Annotated in this window: 24 protein-coding genes and 1 tRNA gene; 12 read left to right on the top strand and 13 right to left on the bottom strand. The window is 36.5% G+C overall.

From position 1 onward, the window contains the following. Nucleotides 1-30: 30 nt before the first annotated feature. Complete coding sequence (locus I6U50_RS11725; protein ID WP_193710128.1) at nt 31-468, bottom strand: retropepsin-like aspartic protease; 438 nt, start codon at nt 466-468, stop codon at nt 31-33. A gap of 52 nt (nt 469-520) precedes the next feature. Between I6U50_RS11725 and I6U50_RS11720 the strand changes: the two genes are divergently transcribed. The 9 genes from I6U50_RS11720 to I6U50_RS11680 all read left to right on the top strand — a co-directional run bounded on the left by I6U50_RS11720 (nt 521) and on the right by I6U50_RS11680 (nt 6,959). After that, nucleotides 521-1,288, top strand: a complete 768-nt coding sequence (locus tag I6U50_RS11720; RefSeq protein ID WP_198638960.1) for a TatD family hydrolase — start codon at nt 521-523, stop codon at nt 1,286-1,288. Between the two features lie 49 nt (nt 1,289-1,337). Then, nucleotides 1,338-2,471 (top strand): 1-acyl-sn-glycerol-3-phosphate acyltransferase, encoded by a 1,134-nt coding sequence (locus tag I6U50_RS11715; protein WP_198638959.1) that lies wholly within the window; start codon nt 1,338-1,340, stop codon nt 2,469-2,471. Then, entirely contained in the window at nt 2,464-3,492 is a 1,029-nt protein-coding gene (locus I6U50_RS11710) for an asparaginase (protein ID WP_198638958.1), read from the top strand. The genes I6U50_RS11715 and I6U50_RS11710 overlap by 8 nt, the downstream gene beginning before the upstream one ends. Before the next feature lie 74 nt (nt 3,493-3,566). Beyond that, nucleotides 3,567-3,654 (top strand) — tRNA-Ser (locus I6U50_RS11705). A gap of 78 nt (nt 3,655-3,732) precedes the next feature. Beyond that, nucleotides 3,733-4,536 carry a MotA/TolQ/ExbB proton channel family protein gene (locus I6U50_RS11700; RefSeq protein ID WP_193710132.1) on the top strand — a complete coding sequence of 268 codons (804 nt, stop codon included), beginning with the start codon at nt 3,733-3,735 and terminating at the stop codon, nt 4,534-4,536. Nucleotides 4,537-4,550: 14 nt separating this feature from the next. Next, a complete protein-coding gene (locus I6U50_RS11695) occupies nt 4,551-4,988 on the top strand; it encodes an Asp23/Gls24 family envelope stress response protein (protein ID WP_193710133.1) in 438 nt (145 codons plus the stop codon). A 4-nt stretch (nt 4,989-4,992) separates the two neighbouring features. Then, a complete protein-coding gene (locus I6U50_RS11690) occupies nt 4,993-5,604 on the top strand; it encodes an ExbD/TolR family protein (RefSeq protein ID WP_193710134.1) in 612 nt (203 codons plus the stop codon). A 34-nt stretch (nt 5,605-5,638) separates the two neighbouring features. Continuing rightward, on the top strand, nt 5,639-6,121 hold the full coding sequence (locus tag I6U50_RS11685) for an ExbD/TolR family protein (RefSeq protein WP_193710135.1): 483 nt from the start codon (nt 5,639-5,641) through the stop codon (nt 6,119-6,121). A gap of 109 nt (nt 6,122-6,230) precedes the next feature. Next, complete coding sequence (locus I6U50_RS11680) at nt 6,231-6,959, top strand: porin family protein (RefSeq protein WP_198638957.1); 729 nt, start codon at nt 6,231-6,233, stop codon at nt 6,957-6,959. Here the strand turns inward: I6U50_RS11680 and I6U50_RS11675 are convergent. The 8 genes from I6U50_RS11675 to pyrH all read right to left on the bottom strand — a co-directional run bounded on the left by I6U50_RS11675 (nt 6,954) and on the right by pyrH (nt 18,433). Continuing rightward, nucleotides 6,954-7,559, bottom strand: a complete 606-nt coding sequence (locus I6U50_RS11675) for a hypothetical protein (RefSeq protein WP_193710137.1) — start codon at nt 7,557-7,559, stop codon at nt 6,954-6,956. The two genes, I6U50_RS11680 and I6U50_RS11675, sit on opposite strands and share 6 nt — an antisense overlap. Then, on the bottom strand, nt 7,559-9,025 hold the full coding sequence (gene rpoN / locus I6U50_RS11670; protein ID WP_198638956.1) for an RNA polymerase factor sigma-54: 1,467 nt from the start codon (nt 9,023-9,025) through the stop codon (nt 7,559-7,561). Before rpoN ends, I6U50_RS11675 begins: the two co-directional genes overlap by 1 nt. A 308-nt stretch (nt 9,026-9,333) precedes the next feature. Next, the gene (locus I6U50_RS11665) at nt 9,334-10,239 is read right to left on the bottom strand and encodes an RluA family pseudouridine synthase (RefSeq protein WP_232805928.1); all 906 of its coding nucleotides are present in this window, start codon (nt 10,237-10,239) and stop codon (nt 9,334-9,336) included. A 136-nt stretch (nt 10,240-10,375) separates the two neighbouring features. Then, on the bottom strand, nt 10,376-11,818 hold the full coding sequence (asnS, locus tag I6U50_RS11660; RefSeq protein WP_193710139.1) for an asparagine--tRNA ligase: 1,443 nt from the start codon (nt 11,816-11,818) through the stop codon (nt 10,376-10,378). 159 nt (nt 11,819-11,977) lie between these two features. Further along, nucleotides 11,978-14,401, bottom strand: coding sequence for an efflux RND transporter permease subunit (locus I6U50_RS11655; protein WP_193710140.1), 2,424 nt, complete (start codon nt 14,399-14,401; stop codon nt 11,978-11,980). A gap of 78 nt (nt 14,402-14,479) precedes the next feature. Beyond that, nucleotides 14,480-16,933, bottom strand: a complete 2,454-nt coding sequence (locus I6U50_RS11650) for a DUF5686 family protein (RefSeq protein WP_198638955.1) — start codon at nt 16,931-16,933, stop codon at nt 14,480-14,482. A gap of 209 nt (nt 16,934-17,142) precedes the next feature. Next, the gene (gene frr / locus I6U50_RS11645) at nt 17,143-17,697 is read right to left on the bottom strand and encodes a ribosome recycling factor (protein ID WP_193710142.1); all 555 of its coding nucleotides are present in this window, start codon (nt 17,695-17,697) and stop codon (nt 17,143-17,145) included. Between the two features lie 28 nt (nt 17,698-17,725). Then, nucleotides 17,726-18,433: a UMP kinase gene (gene pyrH / locus I6U50_RS11640; RefSeq protein WP_198627977.1), complete on the bottom strand. Its 708-nt coding sequence runs from the start codon at nt 18,431-18,433 to the stop codon at nt 17,726-17,728. A gap of 217 nt (nt 18,434-18,650) precedes the next feature. Between pyrH and I6U50_RS11635 the strand changes: the two genes are divergently transcribed. Continuing rightward, a complete protein-coding gene (locus I6U50_RS11635; RefSeq protein ID WP_193710144.1) occupies nt 18,651-19,337 on the top strand; it encodes a zinc metallopeptidase in 687 nt (228 codons plus the stop codon). Between the two features lie 219 nt (nt 19,338-19,556). On the opposite strand, the gene I6U50_RS11630 is transcribed toward I6U50_RS11635, so the two are convergent. The 4 genes from I6U50_RS11630 to I6U50_RS11615 form a co-directional block, all read right to left on the bottom strand. Further along, the gene (locus I6U50_RS11630; RefSeq protein WP_193710145.1) at nt 19,557-20,087 is read right to left on the bottom strand and encodes a ferritin; all 531 of its coding nucleotides are present in this window, start codon (nt 20,085-20,087) and stop codon (nt 19,557-19,559) included. 83 nt (nt 20,088-20,170) lie between these two features. After that, a complete protein-coding gene (locus I6U50_RS11625) occupies nt 20,171-20,485 on the bottom strand; it encodes a hypothetical protein (RefSeq protein ID WP_198638954.1) in 315 nt (104 codons plus the stop codon). Between the two features lie 43 nt (nt 20,486-20,528). Continuing rightward, nucleotides 20,529-20,999, bottom strand: coding sequence for an Lrp/AsnC ligand binding domain-containing protein (locus I6U50_RS11620; RefSeq protein ID WP_193710147.1), 471 nt, complete (start codon nt 20,997-20,999; stop codon nt 20,529-20,531). 52 nt (nt 21,000-21,051) lie between these two features. Next, nucleotides 21,052-22,425, bottom strand: coding sequence for a saccharopine dehydrogenase family protein (locus tag I6U50_RS11615; RefSeq protein WP_198638953.1), 1,374 nt, complete (start codon nt 22,423-22,425; stop codon nt 21,052-21,054). Between the two features lie 67 nt (nt 22,426-22,492). Between I6U50_RS11615 and I6U50_RS11610 the strand changes: the two genes are divergently transcribed. Further along, nucleotides 22,493-22,882: a DUF423 domain-containing protein gene (locus I6U50_RS11610; protein ID WP_198638952.1), complete on the top strand. Its 390-nt coding sequence runs from the start codon at nt 22,493-22,495 to the stop codon at nt 22,880-22,882. Nucleotides 22,883-22,958: 76 nt separating this feature from the next. Continuing rightward, nucleotides 22,959-24,560 carry a phosphoenolpyruvate carboxykinase (ATP) gene (gene pckA, locus I6U50_RS11605; RefSeq protein ID WP_198638951.1) on the top strand — a complete coding sequence of 534 codons (1,602 nt, stop codon included), beginning with the start codon at nt 22,959-22,961 and terminating at the stop codon, nt 24,558-24,560. Nucleotides 24,561-24,620 lie beyond the last annotated feature (60 nt).

Here is a 24,620-nt window from a genome sequence, read left to right as displayed (position 1 = left end):
TCACGACAAGGGGATAAACCCCCTTTTTTACTATTTTAAGTAAAGAGCCGGTGCTTTGTAGTCTATAATGGCTTTCCCTTTTTTTAACAGGTCTGCGCCAATAATTCCATGTACTTTTTCAGCTTCATGATTTGTAAGAGCTTCGTTTACATGTCTTAAATCAAAAAGTACAAGGTCTACTTTTTTCTTTTTCCAGCCTTTAATTTCAATTTGATTCTTTTGTGCAATTTGAGTAAGCATATTGGTTGCACCAGCCCCGGCAGCTTTTATATCGCTATCTTCTGCAAGCAGTTTAAAGTGTTCTACTGCTTCAAGGCCTACACAAGTGCTGGAGGCGCCTGTATCTAGAATAAAGTTTCCTTCAATCCCATTAATCCTGGCTACTAATTCCAGATGCTGTGTTTTTGTATATTTTAGCTTTACACGCTTAAAGCCTTTTTCTTTAAGTAATTTTTTTAAAGATGACATTCTTTGTATTTTTCACAAAGATAGGTCTTCAAAATAAATTATTTTTGCTTTTATGATTTTAACCGATACGCATATACATCTTTATAGCGAAGATTATGAAGATGATAGGGACCAGCTTATAGAAAATGCATTTAAGCAGCATATTGAAAGATTTTTTCTTCCGGCAATAGATTCTGAAACCACGCAGGCCATGTACGACCTGGAAGCTCGTTACCCCGAGCATGTTTTTTTAATGATGGGCTTGCACCCAACGCATGTTCAGGAGAATTTTGAAGATGAATTGAAGCATGTGGAGGAGCAGTTTGGGCAAAGAAGGTTTTATGCGGTGGGGGAGATAGGGATAGACTTGCATTGGGATAAAAGTACTTTGGCGATACAGCAGGAAGCTTTTAGAAGGCAGATTAGATTGGCAAAAAAACATAAATTGCCGGTTGTAATTCATTGTAGAAAGGCTTTTGATGAGGTTTTTGAGGTGTTAGAAGAGGAAAAAAGCGATGATCTTTTTGGGATTTTTCATTGTTTTACAGGTAACCTGGACCAAGCTAAAAGGGCGCTCTCTTATAATTTGAAGCTCGGCATTGGTGGGGTGGTTACATTTAAAAATGGCGGCATCAATAAATTTCTGGATCAAGTTCCTTTAAAAGATATTGTTTTGGAGACCGATGGGCCATATTTGGCACCCTCGCCCTTCCGTGGAAAACGAAATGAGCCTGAGTATCTTCTAAAGGTAGCAGAAAAGATAGCAGACATTTACCAAAAACCCTTAGCTGAAATCGCTCAAATAACCACCCAAAATTCAAAAGATATCTTCGGGATATAAAGTAGGTTAGGATTAAAATTTGTTCATTTGCCTAGTTAATAAAATTTGCGTGAAAGAATTCGAAGACATAAGGTTTTATAAAGATAGCGAGGTACAGCCTGCCTTGATGGAATATTTGGGGCATCCTATGATAAAAGCGCTTCTACAATTTACTTTTCCCGAGAAAAGTTCAGAAGAAATTGCTGCTATATTGGGTACTTGCCATTCTATCAGGGATTTTCAGTCTAAAGTGATTTATAATTCTGTATTAAAAGTTATTGAAAAAAGTACCGAGGGGCTTACGTATAGTGGTTTTGATAAGTTAGATAGCCGGCAGGCGTATTTCTACATGTCAAATCATCGTGATATTATTCTTGATACCTGCTTGTTGAATACAACATTGTATGAGCAAGATCTAATAATGACAGCTTCGGCTATTGGTGATAATTTAGTACAGAAACCTTTTTTAATGACATTGTCTCGTTTAAATAGGAATTTTTTGGTAAAACGAGGGCTTGGTCCCCGGGAAATGCTTAAAAGTTCTATGGTCCTTTCAGCTTATATTAAAAAGTTGCTCTTAGAAGATGGTAGGTCGGTTTGGATGGCGCAAAGAGAGGGTAGAACCAAGGATGGAAGTGATTATACCCAGCAGGGAGTGTTGAAAATGCTTGGTATGGCCAAAGGCAAGCAAAGCCTGGCACAGTATTTTGCCGATCTTAAAATTGTTCCGATGGCGATTTCCTATGAATTTGATCCTACAGATATTTTGAAAATGCCTGAAATTCTAGCCAAAAGAATGAAGGAGGAATACGTGAAGTCTGCGAATGAAGATTTTAATAGTATTATGCAAGGTGCGCTTGGTAATAAAGGGCGTATCCATATTAATGCAGGAGAAGTTTTAGGTAAAGAGGTTTTTGAAGAAATTGAAGAGAAGCATGCTTCAATAAACGCACAGTTAAAAGCTATCGCTTCAAAAATAGACGAACATATTTATAGAAATTATAAATTATGGCCGGCTAATTATATCGCATTCGATTTGCTTAAAAATTCAGAAACCTATGCTGAAAAATATTCAGATAAAGAAAAAAGGCAATTTGAACGTCGCCTAACTCGTAGGATAGATGTGAAAAATCCCCTTGAGCTTAATAGTTACTTATTAATGTATGCAAATCCGGTAATTAATAAAGAAGCGCTTTATGAATAAAAAAGCTAAAATCCTTTTAATTTATACCGGCGGAACTATTGGGATGATAAAGGACTATGATACAGGAGTCCTAAAAGCTTTTAATTTTGATGAATTATTACATAATATTCCTGAACTTAAAATTCTTGAACACGAAATAGATACCTTGAGCTTTGAAGATCCTATAGATTCTTCTAATATGAATGTAGCATGTTGGGTGAAAATAGCCAATACTATACATGATAATTTTAAAGCTTACGATGGTTTTGTGGTTTTGCATGGAAGTGATACCATGTCTTATACCGCTTCGGCTTTAAGTTTTATGTTTGAAAACTTAACCAAGCCTATCATCTTTACAGGGTCTCAGTTACCTATTGGAGATTTAAGAACTGACGCGAAGGAAAATCTTATTACCAGTATTCAAATTGCAGGCTTGCAAAAGAATGGGAAACCGGTAATCTCGGAAGTAGGTCTATATTTTGAATATAAATTATATAGGGCTAATAGGACTACAAAAATTAATGCTGAACATTTTCAGGCCTTTGCATCTCTAAATTATGAACCTTTGGCCGAGTCTGGTGTTTACTTGTCGGTAAATTATAATGCACTTTGGCGACCTAACCGAAGACAAAAAACAAAATTACATACCAATTTTAATAACGAGGTATTGGTTTTAAAAATGTTTCCTGGTATAAATGCAGCTACTTTAGCTCATATATTGTCTAAGCCAGGATTAAAGGGAGTGGTGTTGGAGACTTATGGGAGTGGTAATGCTCTTAGCGACGATTGGTTTCTGGATATTTTAAAGAAAAAGATTTTAGAAGGCTTAATTATAGTAAATGTTACACAGTGCATAGGAGGTAGTGTGGTGATGGGGCAGTATGAAACAAGCGTAGGGCTGAAAGAGATAGGTGTGATTTCGGGAAAAGACATAAGTACCGAGGCTGCGGTAGCCAAATTAATGTATCTTTTAGGGAAAGAATTGTCTCCAAAAGTGTTTAAAACCATCTTCGAAACTTCGTTAAGAGGGGAAATGTCATAAAAATAACGGCAGATGCTTGACGGAGTATATTTTTTTTCGTTATTTGGCGAACCGTTTTAGAAACGTTAACAAAAAGAGAGGTGGCCGAGTGGTCGAAGGCGCACGCCTGGAAAGTGTGTATACGTCACAAGCGTATCGAGGGTTCGAATCCCTTCCTCTCTGCTATAATTATTATATTTTTATTAAAAATTTATTTTTATATCTTTAACCCTTTAACTAATTAAATTAAGACAAACAGTAATGAAAAGATTATTTTCTATTTTGGTAATCGCCGCGGTGATGGTGCTTGGAGCCGGAAACCTGAATGCGGCCAACGATGTTAACACATTACCTGGAACAATTGTGAATTTTGTTCAGGATGAAGAGGCTGCAGCTTCCGCAGATGAGGCAGGCGAAGAAACTCTTGGTTTTCATCAGGAACTTAAAAAACGTTTTATAGAAGGTGGTCCTGCATTTATGGGGATTGTTCTTTTATGTTTAATTCTTGGTTTGGCTGTTGCCATTGAGAGAATTATCTTTTTAAATCTTTCTACTACGAACACTAGAAAATTAGCTAGAAATGTAGAAGATGCTTTAAATAGTGGTGGAGTAGAATCAGCTAAGGAGGTTTGTAGAAATACAAAAGGGCCTGTTGCTTCTATCTATTACCAGGGTCTGGATCGTGCAGACGAAAGTATTGATGCTGCAGAAAAAGCTGTTGTAGCTTACGGTGGTGTTCAAATGGGGCAATTAGAGAAAAACGTTTCCTGGTTGTCTTTATTTATTGCTATTGCTCCTATGCTTGGTTTCATGGGTACTGTAATTGGTATGATTACCGCCTTCGATAGAATTGAAGCAGCTGGTGATATGCAGCCTTCTCTTGTTGCCGGAGGTATTAAAGTAGCACTTCTTACAACCGTATTTGGTTTGATCGTAGCTATTATTCTTCAAATATTTTACAACTATATTATTGCTAAGATAGATAGTATTGTAAATGATATGGAAGATGCATCTATCACTCTTATCGATATGTTGGTAGCTTACAAAAACAAAAAAAGAATCTAAGACCAGATTAAATTATGACTTTACATAAAATATTAAAATATGTATCTATCGTTATTGGCGTTATAGGGCTTATCCTTCTTGGAAGGATCCTTGCCGAAGACGGTGATGCTATAGAGGCCTCGGCCGATTTGCAAACCAGTTTGCTCAATCCATTTATGTATGTTGCATATTTAGTATTGGCAATAGTAGTTGCTTTGGTCCTTATCTTTGTGGTACAAGGCCTGTTTAAAGGAAATATAAAAAACACATTAATTGCCGTAGGAACATTTTTGGCAGTTATTGTAATAGCTTATCTTGTTACAGATGGTTCTCAAATGACGCTTAAAGACGGAGACATACTTTCGGCTAGCGCAGCCCACTGGATAAGTGCAGGTTTAGTAACTTTTTACATCCTTGCAGGAATCGCTATTTTAGCAATGGTAATTTCCGGAGTTAAAAAATTAATGAAATAAAATTATGGCAAGAAGAGAAGCACCAGAAGTTAATGCCGGCTCTATGGCCGATATTGCTTTCTTGCTACTAATCTTCTTTTTGGTAACCACAACCATTGAGACAGATAGTGGGATTAGTAGAAAACTACCCCCATGGCAGCCAGAAGAGCAAGAGCCACCGGTAATTAAAGAACGAAATATCTTTCAGGTTTTGGTTAACAGTAACAACCAATTACTTGTAGAAGATGAGGAGATGGAGATAGAGGAGCTGCGACAAGCTGCAGTTGAATTTATCGATAATGGTGGAGGAACAGGTGATGAAGCTTGTGATTTCTGCCAGGGAGCGGGAGAAGCCACTTCTTCTGTAAACCCACAGAAAGCTATTATCTCTTTGGTAAATAACCGTGGAACCGAGTATGGAACTTATATCTCTGTACAAAACGAACTTGTGGCGGCTTATAACCAACTTAGAGATAGGGAAGCGCAGCGTTTATTCGGTACCAGCTTTACTGAGATGGAAGCTAAATATAACGATTCGCGTACAAGTGAAGGCGCTAAAGAAACGCTTAAAGAGAGAATTGAATTAATTAAAGATATGATTCCTCAAAAGCTTTCTGAAGCTGAACCGCAGAGTTAATAACCTAATTAAAACTTAAATTTAAGACTCAATTATGTCTAAATTCAAAAAGAAAAAGAGCGAAGGGCAACCAGCCATTAGTACAGCATCTTTACCAGATATTGTATTTATGTTACTGTTCTTCTTTATGGTTGTTACCGTTATGCGCCAGAATACGTTAATGGTACAAAATAAACTACCATTCGCCGATCAGGTTGAAAAGCTTGACAAGAAGGATCTTGTAATGTATATCTATGCAGGAAAGCCAAGTTCGAGATACCAGCAAACATTTGGTACTGAGGCAAGGATTCAGTTGAACGATAAATTTGCCAGTGTTGGTGAAGTTCAACAGTTTATCTTTTCTGAAAGAGAAACAAAACGAGAAGAATTGATACCATATCTTACAACTGCCCTTAAGGTAGATGAAGAAACAAATATGGGGCTGGTTTCAGATATTAAACAAGAATTAAGAAAAGCTGAAGCTCTTAAAATCAACTATACAACCAAAGAAGGTGATGCATTACAAAATATGCAATAAAGACCAATAGGTCATTTTTTCAAAACTGTATTAAACATCCTGTCTAATTTTAAATATTAGGCAGGATGTTTTTTTTATATTTGAGTCTAAATATACCTGTAGACTAAAAATGAATAAATTATTCAAATTTCTTTATGGCTTGTTTGTTGTTTTTAGTCTGCCTTTATCAGCTCAAACCGAGATAGAGGAAGAATTGGAACGTATACCTGATTCGGTTCCATATATTTTAGATAGTTTATATCGCGAAGATCAATTCTACCTGGGACTAAGCTTTAATTTTATTAGTAATAAGCCTGAGGCTATTTCGCAATCTGGTTTTTCAGGAGGTATTCATGCCGGATTTACCAGGGATTTTCCACTTAATAAACGTCGAAATGTCGCTATAGCAGCCGGAGTAGGTTTTTCTTTAAATAGCTATAGTCAAAACCTCTTTATAGGGGAAGATAATAGTGGAAAAAGTATTTTTAGGGAACTGACAAATAATATCGACTATAGTGTTAATAGATTTACTACACAACTAATAGAGGTGCCTTTAGAGTTTAGATGGCGCACTTCTACGGCTGAAACTTATAAGTTCTGGAGGATTTATACCGGATTGCGATTTGGATACATCTATCACTTTAAAAGTAAATTTATTCAGCCCGGGAACGAGGTTGTCCAAACCGATGTTCCAGAATTAGATCGCTTTCGAATGGGGGCAACTTTTACTTTTGGTTACAACACCTTTAATTTTCATTTGTATTATAGTTTAAACCCATTGTTTCCTGATGCATCAGTGAATGGTGCGCCAATAGATATTTCGGTATTTAGAGTGGGGCTTATGTTTTATATATTATAGCCATAAGTTTAGTACTATAATTTGCGTTAAGATTCCGCAAGCAAGGCCTAATACTAATTCGTTGATTGTATGTGCTTTGTAATAAATCCTTGAAGAGGCTGTTAGCCCCAGTGCAAGTATTAAAAAACTAATGGTATATACTAAATTTATTTTAAAATTTAAACTGATGCCAATTAGAAAAACCAAAAGGGCGCCCATGCCCATCATATGTAAACTCAGTTTTACTTTTAATAAAACCAGGACAAAGGCGACTATAGTGGCGAATAGAATTCCAGTAAAGTAGTAATAAAGCGCAGCATAATTATAAGCGTTTAAAATCTGGTTTAGTACCATAGTAATTAGAATCGCGTAGAATAATAGTGGCCACTTTCGTTCTCTGGTATTTATTAAAAAGATAGATTGTGCTTTTCCCAAATTTTTTAATAGGAAATAAAATACAATAGGTATAAATATAGTAAGTATGGCTATTGCCAATAATTTTGCTTTTGCTATACCTTCAGGAAAAAACCTGGGGGTAAAAATAAAGTAGAAAAAACTTGCCGCTAATGGCAACCATAGCGGGTGGAAAATAAAAGATGCACTTTTTAAAAGGAATCTCATTAAATTTCTTTTCGAAGTCTGGCCACAGGAATGTCTAATTGTTCTCTATATTTTGCAACCGTTCTTCGTGCAATTGGATAGCCTTTATCTTTTAATACCTTTGCGAGTTTTTCATCGGTAAGGGGTTTACGTTTATCTTCTTCCTCGATAGAAATTTCCAGTATTTTTTTAATCTCTCTGGTGGAAACATCTTCTCCCTGATCGTTTTTCATAGACTCAGAGAAGAATTCCTTAATAAGTTTGGTTCCGTAAGGTGTGTCTACATATTTACTGTTGGCCACCCTGGAAACCGTAGAAACATCCATCTCTATCTCATCGGCAATATCCTTTAAGATCATGGGCCTAAGGTTTCGCTCGTCGCCGGTCAAGAAATATTCTTTTTGGTAGTTCATAATAGCACTCATGGTAACCATAAGCGTTTGTTGTCTTTGCTGTATGGCTTCAATAAACCATTTTGCGGCATCCAGCTTTTGTTTTATAAACATAACTGCATCTTTCTGTGCCTTTGTTTTTTCTTTAGATTCTTTATAGCCTTTTAGCATGTCGCTATAATCGCGAGAGACGTGCATTTGTGGTGCATTGCGGCCATTAAGGCTTAACTCTAAATCTCCATCTACAATTTTAATGGTAAAGTCTGGGATTACGTGCTCTATCATTCTGGTGTTTCCAGAATAAGAACCTCCCGGTTTCGGGTTTAAATGTTCAATAACATCTATAGCTTCCCGAAGTTCATCTTCCGAAATATCGTGCCTAGAAATTATTTTGGTGTAATGTTTTTTGCTGAATTGGTCAAACGAGCGGTCCAGGATATCTTCGGCTAATTCTACGGCTTTTGTAGGCTCTTTGCGTCTAAGTTGAATAAGAAGACATTCTTGAAGAGATCTGGCTCCTACACCAGCTGGATCCAATTCCTGCACCTTTTTAAGTACCTTCTCTACCGCATCTTCATCTGTATAAATATTTTGGGTAAAGGCCAGGTCATCTACAATATCCTGCAGCTCTCTTCTTAAATAACCACTTTCATCTACGCTACCTACCAGAAAGGCAGCTATTTGTTCTTCGGTTTCATCAAATCTAAGTGTACTTAATTGAGTGGTTAGGTATTGTGTAAACGAAGTGCCGGCTGCATAAGGTACGCTTTTTTCGTCATCATCGGGACTATAATTATTGGCTTGAAGCCTATAGTTAGGTACCTCATCATCACTTAAATATTCGTCAACATCTATTTCAGCCTCAATAGATTCGGTTCCTTCATCTTCACGATCTCTTTCCTTGTAATCATCTTCATACTCCTCAAATTCATCTCTGGCTTCTAATTTGCCATCTTCCAAAGCCGGATTTTCCTCTAATTCCTGTTTTATACGCTGCTCAAATGCTTGCGTAGGAAGTTGTATAAGCTTCATGAGCTGTATCTGCTGCGGAGAAAGCTTTTGAGATAATTTGAGATTTAATTGCTGTTTAAGCATAAATTTTATAATCGAGATTTAAAAGAGCTGCTTTTAAAAGCCGTCACCTTAAGTTTACTTCAAGATCTAACATGTTTTGTACTCAGTGAGCATGTTAGAAACTGAAACGAATTTCAGCTTGATCTAAATAGACTTTCAGGCAGCCTCCTTTTCTTTTTGTTTAATCAGTTAACCTATTCAACGCCGCTTTGATATGTTTGTTGTCTCTAATTATAAGACCTATAAACTATCTGGGTGTCTTACTACAAAAATAGGCAAAACAACGCTAGTTAGGCTTTGGCACAGTAAATGATTGTGGTAAAATTTTGTTAAGTATTCTTAACTAATTCCTTAAAATCTCTAAATCTCTTTGGAAGATCGAGCTCAAAATAAAGCAATTTTTCTGTTATGGGGTGTTTAAACTCAATGGCAGTAGCTGCTAAAAATAAACCTCTTTTTTTTATATTTTCTGAAGCCTTTCCATATATTTTGTCGCCAACAATCGCATTTCCATTTTCAGCCAAATGAATTCTTATTTGATGCGTTCTCCCTGTTTTTGGAAACGCTTTTACCAAACTAAATGATTCATTTTTAAACAGAAACTCTTCAATAAGTTCTATTTTGGTTTCGGCGTTTTTGTTTTCGATAGATTTATTTATAACAACAGAATTTGATAGACTGCCTAATACCAGGGCATGATAGGTTTTTTCTATTTTTTTTTCTTCAAAAAGCCTATTTAAAGACACCTGCGCAGCTTTGGTTTTTGCAATTAATAATATTCCCGAGGTTGGATTATCTAATCTATGTACCGGCAGAGGAGCCGGCAAAGCATCTTTTTGGTGGGATGTGTTTAAATTAAATGGGAGGGCATTGCTGATGGTTTTAAAATAATTTCCGCTGGTAGGAATTCCGGCAGGTTTATGTATTACGGCAAGATAATCGTCTTCAAAAATAACCTGCAATTTTTTGGTAAACAGCTTTTGTGGTTTTTCTCTTGATTCCAGCAACTCTATTTTTTGACCTTCTTTAATCCAATCTGAAGTCTTTGCGGGCTGGCCGTTTAATAGAATGAGTTCCTTTTTTAGAGCTTTTTTAAGGGAGCTTTTAGTGGGAAGGGAAGGGAAAATTGCAACTGCATATTCCTGTAGCCTGATTTTTTCTGTAATCGCGGGAACAATATGCGTTTCTTTTATTTTCAATGGGTAGTTGGTTGTTGGGAAGAAATCATATTCCATTTTTAAGATCGTCAAGCTGAATTTATTTCAGGATCTGATGAAGCTAAAATCATCCTGGAAGTTAAAACAAGTTTAGCTTGACGATTACTAATAAAAAACCTCACAGGTTTTAAAACCTGTGAGGCTTGAGAATATCTTAAAACTCGGCGTTTTGCGGAGTTCTGGGGAAAGGAATTACATCGCGTATATTTCCCATTCCGGTTACAAATTGTACCAGTCTTTCAAAACCAAGTCCAAAACCACTATGCACGCAGGTCCCGAATTTACGGGTATCCAGATACCACCAGAGTTCTTTTTCGTCTATATCCAGTTCTTTCATTTTACCTCGAAGTATATCCAGGCGCTCTTCTCTTTGCGAACCACCAACAATTTCACCAATTCCGGGGAAAAGTATATCCATAGCCCTTACGGTTTTGCCATCTTCGTTTAGGCGCATATAAAAGGCCTTGATATTTGCCGGGTAATCAAATAAAATTACAGGGCATTTAAAATGTTTTTCTACTAAATAACGTTCGTGTTCACTTTGTAGATCGGCGCCCCATTCTTCAATAATATAGTTGAATTTCTTCTTTTTGTTGGGCTTACAATTTTTAAGGATCTCTATTGCCTCAGTATAGCTTACCCTTTTAAAATTATTGTCTAAAACAAAGTGAAGTTTTTCCAGAAGTCCCATCCCGGTGCGTTCTGCCTTTGGTTTAGATTCTTCTTCGGTCTTAAAGCGTTTATCTAAGAATTCCAGGTCGTCCTGGCAGTTTTCTAAGATATATTTCAACACATATTTTATAAAATCTTCAGCTAAATCCATATTGCCGTCAAGATCGCAGAAAGCTACTTCGGGCTCTATCATCCAGAATTCAGCTAAATGGCGTGAAGTGTTTGAGTTTTCGGCCCTAAAAGTGGGTCCAAAGGTATAAATTTGACCAAGTCCCATGGCATAAGCCTCTCCTTCTAGTTGTCCCGAAACGGTTAAATTGGTTTCTTTTCCGAAGAAATCTTCACTAAAATCGATGCTGCCATCTTCTTTCTTTGGTGGGTTTTCCATATCTAAAGCACTCACTCTAAACATTTCCCCGGCTCCTTCGGCATCACTTCCAGTAATAATTGGTGTATTTACATAGTGGAAATTATTTTGCTGAAAATAACTGTGTACTGCGAAAGACAGTTTTGAACGTACACGCATAATAGCGCCAAAAGTATTGGTACGAACCCTTAAATGGGCCTGCTGTCTCAATTTCTCGAGGCTGTGACGCTTTGGAGAAAGGATGGTAAGCTTCACTTCTTCAGGATTGGCATCTCCCAGAATTTTAAATTCCTTTACTTCAATTTCAACTCTTTGTTGATTTCCCTGGCTTTCAACCAGCGTACCTTTTACCGAAATTGCCGAGCCAACAGTGATTCGTTTGAGTTCGTCCTGGTCAAAATTTTCAAAATCTATTACACATTGTAGGTTGTTAATGGTAGAACCATCGTTTAAGGCAATAAAGCGATTGCTCCTAAAAGAACGTACCCAGCCGTTCACCTCAAATTCCTGTAGGAATTGATTGCTGTCTAATATTTCAGCAATTTTTGCTTGTATCATTTATGTAAGATTTTAGAAGAAACAAATATAATTTATCCGTCTCAGCCTGCAAAGCAAGCCGGTTTTTATTAATCTTTATAAATACATTAATTTTCCGGCGGCCTGCTACAATTAAAATAATTTTTCACTAAACCTCAAGAGACTAGCCACGAGGCTTAATTATCTTTTAGAACTTTTTGATGTTTCTTTTTCAATTTCATCTTCGTCTTCTTCGGTGTCAATAATTTTCATGGCCGGTTCCTTTAATACCTTTTTATTGGCAATATTCTTCTCTAAAGAAAGTAATAAAGAAGGTAGTAATAGTAAATTGGCAAGCATGGCAAAAAGCAAAGTTGCCGAAACCAGGCCACCAAGGGCCACCGTACCTCCAAAACTACTTATCATAAATACCGAAAATCCAAAGAAAAGTACGATAGAGGTATAAAACATGCTCACGCCGGTTTCACGTAAAGCGCCATAAACCGAACGTTTAATTTTCCAATTGTTGGCTTTAAGTTCCTGCCTGTATTTGGCTAAGAAGTGAATGGTATCGTCTACCGAAATTCCAAAAGCAATACTAAAAACCAGGATGGTAGAAGGTTTTATGGGAACGCCCAGGAACCCCATCATTCCGGCGGTTACCAACAATGGTAATAGGTTGGGGACAAGGGATACAATAATCATTCTAAAAGACCTAAACATCCAGGCCATAAGCAGGGCGATTAATAGAATGGCCAGGGAAAGGGATAGCACAAGGTTCTTAACCAAATAGTTGGTTCCTTTTTGAAAAATAAGGGCTTTTCCTGTCATGGAAACCTCGTAACGTTCTTCGGGGAAAATCTTGTTTATTTTTGGCCAAAGGTCTTCTTCTAAATCTTCCATTTTATCGGTGCCAATGTCTTTCATGTAGGTGGTAATTCTGGCATATCTTCCGGTGCTATCTACATAGGAAGACAGTAAATTCTCTCCTGACGAAAAACCTTTTGCGTAGGGCATAATAAAATTTTGTTCCTGGGAACTGGGCAGCTGATAATATTTAGCTTCACCATTATAAAATGCCTGCTTGGAATATTTTACAAGTCTTGTTACCGAAATTGGTTGTGAAAACTCGGGTATTTCGGCAAGATGGTTTTGTAATTCTTCCATGCGTTTAAGTGTAGCCAATTTTAAAACGCCATTCTTTCTTTTAGTGTCTACAAGAATTTCTAAAGGCATTACCCCGTCAAATTCTTTTTCGAAGAATTTTATATCCTGAAAAAACGCAGCTTCTTCAGGCATATCTTCTAATAAACTTCCTGATATTTTTATAGTATAAATTCCAATAATACTAGCTACCAGGAGTATTATTGATGTAATATAAATACTAATACGGTGATGCCGTACCATTTGCTCCATCCAGTTTACAAAACCACCAATCCATCGTTTATTAAGATGTTTTAGGTGTTTGTATTTCGGTAAATTCATATAACTATAGATAATAGGAATTATCAATAGACTTAGAATAAATATGGCAACAATATTAATGGAAGCTACGATGCCAAACTCTTTTAATAAAGTGCTGTCGGTAAGTATAAAAGTAGCGAAACCAGATGCCGTGGTAATATTGGTCATTAAGGTGGCATTTCCTACTTTAGTAATTACACGTTGTAAGGATTTAGCCTGATTTCCATGTTTTTTTATTTCCTGTTGGTATTTATTTATCAGGAAAATGCAATTGGGAATTCCTATTACGATTATTAGCGGCGGAATAAGTGCGGTAAGTACTGTTATTTCGTAATGTAAAAAACCAATAACTCCAAAAGCCCACATTACACCAATGCAAACGGTGATCATTGAAATAATGGTTGCCCTAATAGACCTGAAAAAGAAGAAGAATATAAGCGAAGTAACCGCAAGTGCTGCGAGGATAAAAAGCTCGATTTCATCTATAATATTCTGTGAATTCAGGGTTCTTATATAAGGCATCCCCGATACTTTTACATCTATGCCTGTATTTTCTTCAAAATTGAGAATAAGTGGTTGTAGCTCATCTATTATAAAGGTTTTACGCTCTTTAGAGTTTACAATTTCTTTGTTCATATAGATCGCCGACTGTACCGTATTGGAGTGCGAGCTATACACCAGGTTTTCGTAAAAAGGAAGTTGGTTATAAAGTTTGTCCTGATATTGTTGAAGTGCTTCTTTTGTAGGTTTTTCTTCACTAATAAAAGGAACCATCTCAAATCGGCTGGGATCTTCAAACTTTTTTAATTGTTGAAGATTGCTTAGGGATATGGTAAAATCTACGGCTGGAGAAGACTCTAATGTGTGGGTTAGCTTCTTCCAGGCCTGAAAATTTTCAGGTTCAAAAAGTGCCGAATCCTGAATTCCAAGTAGTACTACGTTTCCCTCTTCGCCAAACTTATCTAAAAATTCGTTATAAGCAATATTGTCTTGATGATCGTCGGGCAAAAGATTGGCTTCTGTAAAAGAAAAGCGCATATTCTTCCACTGGCTGGCAAAAAACACAGTGGTAGCTATAATAAGTAGAAGTATAATAATTCTGTTACGCAATATTAAACGCGCAATAGAATTCCAAAATCCGAAACTAAAAATCTTGGCCATGGGAAATTTTTAAGCGAGCGCAAAGGTATAAAAAGGAAGCCTATTAATCAGGCTTTAAGCAACTAAAGTAAAACTTGTTTAGATATCTAAATGAAAGGTGAATTTAAAGGCGAAGTTTTCATCAAAAGTAGATAGGCTATAAGGGCCATATCTATAGGCGGCTCCTAGCCCAAAACCTAATAATACTTTTTGTAATTCTATTCCAAATTCATGGTAGCCATGCTTTAAACTTTTTATTGGAATACTGTGTCTTTCGGGATTACTAATATCTCCAATTGCATGACGGGATATAAAAACGAGCTCTGGTTTAATTAACTTATGTATAGTTATGGGCCTTAGTTGATGTTTAAGATGCAACATGGCTTGTTTGTCGCTAAAAAATTCATTGTAGTACATGGTTTCAAAGCTGCGCCTACCTGCCACCGAAAACCTTCTTAAGATACCGTTTCGCCTGGGGCTATTTGGTAAGGCATGAAATAAATGCGTGAGCGGTACCTGCCCCGTGGCATAATTGCCTTCCAGGATAATTTCTGTTCGAGACTGGTTGAGTCTTTTAATTTCGTGTTCTACCAACAGCCCAAATTTAGTGTAGTCAAAATCGCCTCCAAAAATACCAGAAAAGCCTTTGGTGATTTGCCCGGTAAACTTGGGGTAGCCTTTTTCTATTAATTTAGTCGAATTTGGGGTTTTTAAGAAGGTCGCAAACGGGCGCCATAAAAAGGAAAATGTAGCTTCAGAAAGCTTGTAATTTGAAAATTCCCGACCGTTTAAAAGAAAACTGTAATCTTTGGTTTGATAAATATCGCTTTTGGTAAATTGAAGTTCGGTCTTAAAATCAGATCCAAACCTATGGGTAAAGCCACTGCTTATCGTATGATGTTTATAGAAAAAATTAATGTTTACAAAACGCGGCTCTAGAATAGAAAATTCATTTTTTCCCTGTAAATAATTAAAACTTCCAGTTTCAATAATATCGCGCGTATAGTTTAAATTAAAATTGGTTTCGGTGGCTTTATGAAGATAGATTGAAGTGCCCAGACTATATTTAAAAAGCTCATCTTTTGTGCCATAAACCAAATAGCCGTTTAAATTGAATTTATTTGAAATTTGATTATTGGTTTTTCCGCCAAAGCCCAATCTAATTCCTTCATAATTATTGAACTTAAAAAATTTACCAAGGTCAAAATCCCAGAATTTCACCGGATAATAACCCAGAGAAACTGTATTCTTTAAATTTATTTGTTCCTCAATTTTCTTCTCTTTAATCAGCCATTCGGCTTTTTTCCGGGTAATTTTATCTTGAGAGCTTAAATCTTCAGTTCTACTTTCTCTCCAAAAAGATTCCGGACGGAAATTTGCTTTGGGGTTTACAGTGATTTCTGCGGAAGAATTAAAGTTTTTCCCGGCATTTAAGTCAATGTCAAAATTGGTACTGGTAGTTGTAAGATATAAATTGGGGTCAGACTTTCCCGGAGTCAGGATATTATTAATGATAGATTGCTTTTTTTGTACAGTCCCCGAAGAAATCATCCCTCCAAAAACAGAAATAGATTTTCCACCATTTCCCGGTCTTATGGTGGTTTTTTGTGTTTTTGGAAACCATAAATTCTCATTAGGGAAATATTGGTATTCCTGATCTATTTCGAGTTTTACGGCGCCCAAAAGTTGTGCTTTTGTTTTTTGAATAGCAAGACTTTGTTTGTCTAAATAAAGTACGCCTTCCAAACCGGCAACGCTATGCTGTCTTTTTGGTTTAAAATAGATTACATAAGCAGGTCTGGCGGTAGCTGTAGTGTCAAGAATTTTAAATTCATAATTTTTAAAAGCCGATTTCTGTAACGGCCCGGCGTAATCGGTTTCAAAAATGCGAACATCTTTATGGTAAAAAGAAAACGGATTTACAGATAGCAAAAGAATCTCATAAATAGGCTTTTTAAAGCCGGCGTTTCTTAAGCCCAGCACCTCTTCTTTTAATCCTTGTTTTTTTGAAAAATAGAATTGTGATACTTTTTCTGAAAAATAACTGGCCTCAGAGTTTATAACAGTGCTTAATTCAAAATTGGTACTGTCACTTTGTAGTTCTAGCCCATTGTTTTCATTATCTATTAAAAACTTGTTGTAATTCTTAAAATGATAACTTATTAGACGCTCTTGAGGGGCATTTTGAGTTTTACGAGCAATGGCTTTTTTAATAATACCATTTGCTTTATTGGTTTCAGAAATAATGGTAACCGGTGTAAGCCATTGTGGCTTAGGGGTTAGCTTTACCCTAATATATTCAACGGCTTGTGAAACTGTAAAGTTTTGAGGTTCAAAACCTACATAAGAAAATTTAAGTTCTGTTTGGTCTTTGGTAAGGCTAAGGCTAAAGCTGCCGTCTATTTTGCTAAGGATTTCGCGGCCCTGATATTGTATTTTTGCATAGGCTAACGGCTTACCGGTTTGTTTATCTAATACTCTGCCTTTAAGCTCTTGCTGGGCAAAGCAAATACCTGTAAAAAGCAGAAAAATAAGCAATAACAAATGGCGCATAGTGTTTTCTGAATTTTAAATAATTTTGCTGAAGCCCTAAAATAGAAGAAGCTGTGTGAAAAATTTATTTCGTTAAGCTGCCCAATTTATTGGGGTAATTTAGCTTCTAATATGCTTTAATTTTCAACATCTTAGACCCTGAAACTTGTTCAGGACGAATTATAATTCTTCAAACAGCCTCTAAATTAGTATAAGAAACCGACTTTTTATTATATAGTCATAATTTCTTTTTCCTTGTTTTCAAGAATTGAGTCAATACGGCTAATGTAGGTATTGGTTAATTCCTGAACTTCATTTTCGGCATCTCTTTGTGCATCTTCAGAAATATCTAATTTCTTTAATTCGTTATTAGCAGACTTTCTATCGTTTCTTACGCCAATTTTAGCATCCTCTGCTTCTGCTTTCGCCTGTTTGGTGAGTTGTTTACGACGCTCTTCGGTAAGTGGTGGGACGTTTATAATAACATTTTCACCGTTATTCATTGGGTTAAACCCAAGGTTAGCCTGCATAATTCCTTTTTCAATTTCAGGAATTAGTTTTTTCTCAAAGGGCTGTACAGAAATGGTTCGGGCATCTGGTGTATTTACGTTAGCTACCTGTTGTAAAGGAGTTAAAGCTCCATAGTACTCTACCTTTACACTGCCAAGCATTGCAGGGTTTGCTTTCCCCGCACGTATATTTTGCAATTGCTTTTTTAGGTGTTCAATTGCGTTTTCCATGCCTTCTTTGGCAGAGTCTATAATAAATTCAATATCATCTTCCATTTTTAAAATATTTATTGCGCGTAAATTTTTATAAATTAACTTTAGTGCCTATTCTTTCACCTGTAACCACTTTTAATAGATTTCCCGGGGTATTCATATCAAAAACAATAATAGGAAGTTCGTTTTCCTGGCTTAAAGTAAAGGCAGTGGTATCCATTACTTTTAAACCTTTTCTAATCACATCATCAAAAGAAATAAAATCGAACTTTGTCGCTTCTTTGTCTTTTTCAGGATCGGCATTGTAAATTCCATCAACACGGGTTCCTTTTAAAATTACATCGGCCTGAATTTCTATGGCTCTTAATACTGCGGCAGAATCTGTTGTAAAATAGGGGTTTCCGGTACCACCTCCAAAAATTACCACCCGGCCTTTTTCTAAGTGTCGTATAGCCTTTCTTCTAATAAAAGGCTCAGCAACTTCATTTATTTTTACAGCCGATTGCAACCTGGTTTCTACTTCGGCATCTTCCAGGGCACTTTGTAAGGCCAGTCCATTAATTACGGTAGCCAACATGCCCATATGGTCGCCTTGCACACGGTCCATACCTTTGCTGGCTCCGGCAACACCTCTAAATATATTTCCGCCACCAATAACTATGGCTACTTCTATTCCTTTGTCGGTTACTTGTTTAATTTCTGCGGCGTATTCTGCCAACCGATCGGGGTCTATGCCATATTGGCGCTCTCCCATTAATGCCTCTCCCGATAGTTTTAAAAGTATTCTTTTATACTGCATAGTTTTTTTGTAGTGATTGATGCAAATATAGGTAATATCTTAAATTGAGAAATAACATATTCACAATCAATCTTCCGCTAATTACTAATTTTTTTGTGGAAGCCGAAGCTTGAATTCAGTTAAAATTATTCCAATTTAATTTATCGTGACATACATACTTAAGATTTTAAATGGCGAGGTTTTTGCTATCTTTGAAACACTAAAAATTAATAAAACTATGTTAGGATATTATATAATTGCCGGGCTTATTTTTATAGTGAGCATGTATGTGAGTAACAGGCTGAAAAGCAAATTTAAAAAATACTCAAAGGTTCATTTGCAGAATGGCATGAGCGGAAAGGAGCTGGCCGAAAAGATGTTGCGTGATAATAATATTCACGATGTAAAAGTTATTTCTACGCCGGGAATGTTAACCGATCATTACAATCCGCAAAAAAAGACCATCAACCTTTCTGAAGGGGTCTATAGCCAGCGAAACGCTGCTGCAGCGGCAGTAGCCACTCACGAAACCGGTCACGCTATACAGCATGCAAATGCCTACAGCTGGTTAACCATGAGAAGCCAGTTGGTGCCGGTGGTAAGTGTAGCCTCAAGATTTTCGCAATGGGTTATTTTTGGAGGTTTAATCCTAATGGCAACAACGGCTATTGGAAGTACTGTTTTGCTTTTAGGAATTATAATGTTTGGAATGGGAACCTTGTTTAGCTTTATTACCCTTCCGGTAGAATATGATGCGAGTAAACGTGCCCTGGCCTGGTTAGAAACCGAGAATATGGTTTCGGGCGAAGAGCATAAGGCAGCCGAAGATTCTTTAAAATGGGCAGCCAGAACCTATGTGGTTGCTGCAGTTGGTTCTTTAGCTACCTTACTTTATTTCCTTAGCATTTATATGGGAAGAGACTAATATTGAAATTATTTCTTCGGAAAAATAATAAAAGAAAACCCGCTTCAGTTGAAGCGGGTTTATTTATTTAGTATAATTAGAAAGCCTTTATTCATCAAGCTGAACTAGTTTTAGCTTCTAAAAAGTTTTGATACTGAGAAATCTTAGATTCTGAAATAAATTCAGAATAAGGATGTAAAAGGAAGCTAAATTTCAAAATAAATACTTTAACTCTAAAGCCTATTCAGGGCGTTTTTCTCTAATTTGTGGAATGCGTTCATCCAGTAATTTAAGCCCCAGACCATCGGTTCCCATAAGATCAAATAACTCTAGTGCACGGCGCATGGTTTGTTCTTCCTCCATTTGCTCCTGGATAAACCATTGTAGAAAATGCTCTGTCGTATAATCGTTTAGTTTTCGGCATTTTCCCACCAGGTTGTGAATAGATTTGGTAATAGAAATCTCCTGGTCTAAAGCCGTTTCAAAAATTTCTTCCAAAGATTTAAAATCGTGATTTATATTGTTCACTTCCGGAGAAAATGCAGTGCCGCCATTATCATTAATGTACCTAAAGATTTTCATCATATGTTCCCTTTCTTCCAGAGACTGTTCATAAAAGAAATCGGCACTATAGCTTAGAGCATTATGGTCGCACCAGGAGGCCATTGCTAAATAAGCCGAAGAGGAATGTGCCTCTTTTTCAATTTGTTTGTTTAAAAGGTCCATGATGTCTACATGGATGCTTAATTTTTGTCTTACTAAATCTTTCATGGTTCATTTTTTATAAAATTAGCCAAACAGAAACTAAGAACCTAATTGTAAATTGAATTTAGAAATAGTCTAAAGTGCAGCTTTTAAGCTGATGTGGTTAAAAGGGAGTTGAGTTCCAGCATAGCAAAAGTGCCGGTAATAAATTCTTTAAGGTCTATGCTTTCTAAAGTATTAAATATAAAGAAATGCTGACGGTTACAAAGCATTAACATTTCCATTCCGTGATGATTTTCTCCGTTAAAATGTGTTTCCAAATCAATTTTATTTACCTGCTGCCTAAATGCCAACAACTGGCAAAAACCAAGCTGAATTGTTTTATGGGGAAACGCTATAAAAAAGCATCGTTTCTTATCGCATTGATAAGAAGTAAAGAATTGCGACTGGTGTAATACTTTCATACTGACGCCAAAATTAATTCTTATTTAGAATAAATCCAAAGAATTAAATTTTGATTTGCCTTTTTATTTGCTGATTTAAAGAAATAAAGGTTTCTGTGCGTGATATACCTTCAATAGCTTGAATGTTTTTATTCAATACTTGCATTAAATGCTCGTTATCTTTACATAGAATTTTTATGAAAATAGACCAGTTACCGGTTGTATAGTGGCATTCTATTACTTCAGGGATTTCGCTAAGCTGCTTTACAGCTTGCGGATTACTAACAGCTTTGTCTAAATATACCCCCACAAAAGCCAGGGTTTTATAACCAAGTAAGCGAGGGTTTATCATGAGTTTCGAGCCTTCAATTAAACCGGCTTTCTCCAATTTTCGCAAACGTTGATGTACAGCTGCACCTGTAATTCCAATAATCCTTGCAATTTCAAGAATAGGTTTCTTGGCATCTTCCATTAGGAAATTTAAAATGGTTTTATCTATACCATCTATAACAACATTTTCGTTTACTACTTTCATTGGTGGGGTTTGTTGGGTTAAAAAGCTAAAGTAGGAAATTGAATTCAAAAATTTAATTTCCTACTTCACCAAAAGGGTTATATCCCAAATATTCGGTTTCTTTTTCTTTAAAAACAATATGGTGCTTTTCCAATTCTTGCAATATAGGTTCGTAAACTTCCTTTTTTATGGGAAGTTGAACCCCCGGGCTGGTTATCTCTCCCTTTAAAATTTTTAAAGTAGCTATTGCTACTGGAAGGCCTACCGTTTTAGCCATTGCAGTTTCTGCCTGGTCTTTTCCAATATGTACCATAGTGGCGTCTATCTGTTTTTTCTTTCCATTGAGTTCGTAGCCAAATTTATGATACATCACAATCATATCTTTATCATCTGGGGCAAGGCTCCATTTATCCATTAAAATTTTTTGAAGAGCCTGGGCGGGAGTAGCTTCTTTAATACCTATTTTTTTATCTCTATTGAAGATGTCTAATTCTAACAGCTTTTCCCACATAAGGTCGTCCTGGTCTATTTTAAGGTTGTGTCTAAGTTTAAGCTCTACAGAATCTGTAGGGGAATAGGGGAGAAAGGAATTCACAAAATCACGATAGCTCATATTTTCTGAATCTTTTATGCTAAAGCTATCATCTGTCATTCCCAGCTGTACAAACATATTCCAGGCGCGGCTAAAACCAACCCTTCTAATGGTGCCCCTGTAAAGTGTTAGTACATCATCAAGGCCGTAAATACTCATATAATCCAGAGAGTTTCTATTAGCATAGCCTTCAAATTTCCCATAATTTTCTATTTCTAAAAGTTCAGTTCTTCTAAACAAACGGTGATATGGGATATATTTATACTTTCCTTCCTGTATAAATTTTGCAACGCCTCCTTGTCCGGCAACTACCACGTTTCTTGGGTTCCAGGTGAATTTGTAATTCCAAAGATTGGTGTCGCTTTCTGGGGCAACAAGCCCTCCGGTAAAGGATTCAAATAGGAGGATTTTCCCGCCTTTTGCCCTAATTCGGTCTATTACCTGCATAGCACTCATATGATCTATGCCGGGATCTACCCCAATTTCATTCATAAATATGAGTCCGTTTTTCTTTACATCAGCATCTAAAGCTTTCATTTCTTTGCTGATATAGGAAGCGGTCACCATGTTTTTTTTGAACTTTACACAAGCTTTGGCAACTTCAATATGAAATCTTGCCGGAAGCATAGAAATCACGATATCGGCATTTTTCACAGCATTTTCCCTGGCTTCCGCATTAAAAACATCTAAATGAAATGCCTTGCAATGATTTTTGTCTTTGCAGGCTTTTTTAGCATTTTCAAGGTCGATGTCTCCAATTTTTAAAAATAAATCTTCGATCTCGGTTTTAGACAAAAGATGTTCAATTAAGACAGAAGTAGATTTTCCCGCCCCTATTATTAAGATCTCTTTCATAAAATAAACTAATTTTGTGTGGTGGTTACGAATGTATTAAATATTTAATTGATAAAAAATCACCTAAATGGATAGAAGATTTTTAATAACAGGAGCTTTTTTTGGGCTTTTATCGGTAATAATTGGGGCTTTTGCTGCACATGGATTAAAACCTTTACTAAGCGAAGCGGCTATTAATTCATTTGAAACTGGAGTAAAATACCAAATGTACCATGCTTTGCTATTTCTTTTATTGGGAAGTGTGAACCGCAAGCAATTCAACTTTCGAAAACAGGTTTTTTTCTTGCTTTTATTTGGTGTGATTTGCTTTTCAGGATCAATTTATTTGCTTGCAACCAATAATTTAACACCTATAGATTTCACTGGTATTGCATTAGTTACCCCGCTTGGTGGCACGTTATTAATAGGGGGCTGGGTATTTTTATTGATTGAATTTATTAAAATAAAGCGCAAATAATTTTAAGAAAGTTTAGCAGTTTATCTCTATAAGATTTATAATTTTGTATCCATAAACAAACCACACATTTTTATTTATGGATGTACATACCCAAACTACGAAAACGATTTCGTTAGAGAAATATGGAATTAAAACCAATAGGGTACATTACCAATTATCTCCTGAAGAACTTCATTATGATACCATTGAACATGACCTTGGAACAGAAACAAATTCTGGTGCTTTAGCAATTAATACCGGTAAATTTACAGGAAGATCTCCAAAAGACCGATTTATTGTAAGAGATGAAGTGACTCGTGATAAAGTTTGGTGGGGAGACATCAATATCCCTTTTGATGCAGATAAGTTTGATAAGCTTTACGCTAAAGTGGCTTCGTATCTTTCTGATAAAGAAATTTATACACGTGATGCTTATGCGTGTGCAGAAGATGAGTATCGCTTAAATATTAGGCTTATTAACGAATATCCCTGGTCTAATATGTTTGCTTATAATATGTTTTTACGCCCAGAGGAAAGTGAACTGAACAACTTTAAAGAAGATTGGTTGGTTTTAAACGCTCCCGGCTTTAAAGCAAACCCTGAGGTAGATGGGACAAGGCAGGAGAATTTTGCGATTCTTAACTTTAGTGAGAAAATTGCTTTAATTGGAGGAACCGGTTATACCGGGGAGATAAAAAAAGGTATTTTTTCAGCTTTAAATTTTATTCTGCCGGTTTATAAAGATACACTTCCAATGCACTGCTCGGCCAATGTAGGAGAGGATGGAGATACCGCTATATTTTTTGGACTTTCAGGAACCGGAAAAACCACTCTTTCTGCAGACCCGAACCGCCGACTTATTGGTGATGACGAGCACGGTTGGACTAAAGAAAATAAGATATTTAATTTTGAAGGTGGGTGTTATGCTAAAGTGATTAATCTTACTGAAGAAAATGAACCGGAGATATACCGGGCTATAAAACCGGGCGCCATTTTAGAGAATGTTATACTAAATGATGAAGGCAATGTAGATTTTACTGATACAAGCATTACTCAAAATACAAGGGTAAGTTACCCTATTCATCATATAGATAACATTCAGGTGCCTTCGGTAGGCGATAACCCCAGAAATATTTTTTTCCTGGCGGCAGATGCCTTTGGAGTGTTACCTCCTATAAGTAAACTTACCCCCGGGCAGGCTGCTTATCATTTTATAAGCGGTTACACTGCTAAAGTTGCAGGTACAGAAGCCGGTATTGAAGAGCCTTTGCCAAGCTTTTCGGCTTGTTTTGGTGCGCCTTTTATGCCATTACATCCCACTAAATATGCCGAGATGCTAAGCGCTAAAATGAAGGAGGCAGGTGTGAATGTATGGTTAATTAATACCGGTTGGACAGGTGGATCTTATGGAACCGGTAACCGAATGAAACTTAAATATACCCGTGCCATGATTAGTGCTGCACTTAAAGGGGAGTTAGCGGATGTAGACTTTACTGCTCACCAGGTTTTTGGTTTGCAAATGCCTGTACACTGCCCTAATGTTCCAGATGAGGTTCTAAACCCGAAAGCTACCTGGGAAGATAAAACTGCTTACGATAAAAAAGCCTTTGAACTGGCAAATTCCTTTAAAACAAACTTTAAAAAATTTGAAGAATATGCTAATGATGAAATTATGGCCGGCGGGCCAACTTCCTCTTAGCATTGTTTTTAATTAGTTAATTGAATTCAAAAAAAAATCCGGTGCAAATTGTACCGGATT

Origin of the sequence: Salegentibacter maritimus, from assembly GCF_016236975.1 — a bacterium.
In the GTDB taxonomy this organism is placed as follows: domain Bacteria; phylum Bacteroidota; class Bacteroidia; order Flavobacteriales; family Flavobacteriaceae; genus Salegentibacter; species Salegentibacter maritimus.
This window is presented reverse-complemented; position numbering and strand designations above follow the sequence as displayed.

What these genes read in the sequence shown, in the direction of transcription:
- I6U50_RS11700 (WP_193710132.1), top strand. Translation starts at nt 3,733, where the DNA reads ATGAAAAGATTATTTTCTATTTTGGTAATCGCCGCGGTGATGGTGCTT.
- I6U50_RS11650 (WP_198638955.1), bottom strand. Translation starts at nt 16,933, where the DNA reads ATGCGCCATTTGTTATTGCTTATTTTTCTGCTTTTTACAGGTATTTGC.
- pckA (WP_198638951.1), top strand. Translation starts at nt 22,959, where the DNA reads ATGGATGTACATACCCAAACTACGAAAACGATTTCGTTAGAGAAATAT.
- I6U50_RS11615 (WP_198638953.1), bottom strand. Translation starts at nt 22,425, where the DNA reads ATGAAAGAGATCTTAATAATAGGGGCGGGAAAATCTACTTCTGTCTTA.
- I6U50_RS11690 (WP_193710134.1), top strand. Translation starts at nt 4,993, where the DNA reads ATGGCAAGAAGAGAAGCACCAGAAGTTAATGCCGGCTCTATGGCCGAT.
- I6U50_RS11725 (WP_193710128.1), bottom strand. Translation starts at nt 468, where the DNA reads ATGTCATCTTTAAAAAAATTACTTAAAGAAAAAGGCTTTAAGCGTGTA.
- I6U50_RS11685 (WP_193710135.1), top strand. Translation starts at nt 5,639, where the DNA reads ATGTCTAAATTCAAAAAGAAAAAGAGCGAAGGGCAACCAGCCATTAGT.
- I6U50_RS11625 (WP_198638954.1), bottom strand. Translation starts at nt 20,485, where the DNA reads ATGAAAGTATTACACCAGTCGCAATTCTTTACTTCTTATCAATGCGAT.
- I6U50_RS11710 (WP_198638958.1), top strand. Translation starts at nt 2,464, where the DNA reads ATGAATAAAAAAGCTAAAATCCTTTTAATTTATACCGGCGGAACTATT.
- I6U50_RS11720 (WP_198638960.1), top strand. Translation starts at nt 521, where the DNA reads ATGATTTTAACCGATACGCATATACATCTTTATAGCGAAGATTATGAA.
- asnS (WP_193710139.1), bottom strand. Translation starts at nt 11,818, where the DNA reads ATGATACAAGCAAAAATTGCTGAAATATTAGACAGCAATCAATTCCTA.
- I6U50_RS11665 (WP_232805928.1), bottom strand. Translation starts at nt 10,239, where the DNA reads ATGGAATATGATTTCTTCCCAACAACCAACTACCCATTGAAAATAAAA.
- frr (WP_193710142.1), bottom strand. Translation starts at nt 17,697, where the DNA reads ATGGAAGATGATATTGAATTTATTATAGACTCTGCCAAAGAAGGCATG.
- rpoN (WP_198638956.1), bottom strand. Translation starts at nt 9,025, where the DNA reads ATGCTTAAACAGCAATTAAATCTCAAATTATCTCAAAAGCTTTCTCCG.
- I6U50_RS11675 (WP_193710137.1), bottom strand. Translation starts at nt 7,559, where the DNA reads ATGAGATTCCTTTTAAAAAGTGCATCTTTTATTTTCCACCCGCTATGG.
- I6U50_RS11680 (WP_198638957.1), top strand. Translation starts at nt 6,231, where the DNA reads ATGAATAAATTATTCAAATTTCTTTATGGCTTGTTTGTTGTTTTTAGT.
- I6U50_RS11635 (WP_193710144.1), top strand. Translation starts at nt 18,651, where the DNA reads ATGTTAGGATATTATATAATTGCCGGGCTTATTTTTATAGTGAGCATG.
- pyrH (WP_198627977.1), bottom strand. Translation starts at nt 18,433, where the DNA reads ATGCAGTATAAAAGAATACTTTTAAAACTATCGGGAGAGGCATTAATG.
- I6U50_RS11620 (WP_193710147.1), bottom strand. Translation starts at nt 20,999, where the DNA reads ATGAAAGTAGTAAACGAAAATGTTGTTATAGATGGTATAGATAAAACC.
- I6U50_RS11695 (WP_193710133.1), top strand. Translation starts at nt 4,551, where the DNA reads ATGACTTTACATAAAATATTAAAATATGTATCTATCGTTATTGGCGTT.
- I6U50_RS11610 (WP_198638952.1), top strand. Translation starts at nt 22,493, where the DNA reads ATGGATAGAAGATTTTTAATAACAGGAGCTTTTTTTGGGCTTTTATCG.
- I6U50_RS11655 (WP_193710140.1), bottom strand. Translation starts at nt 14,401, where the DNA reads ATGGCCAAGATTTTTAGTTTCGGATTTTGGAATTCTATTGCGCGTTTA.
- I6U50_RS11630 (WP_193710145.1), bottom strand. Translation starts at nt 20,087, where the DNA reads ATGAAAGATTTAGTAAGACAAAAATTAAGCATCCATGTAGACATCATG.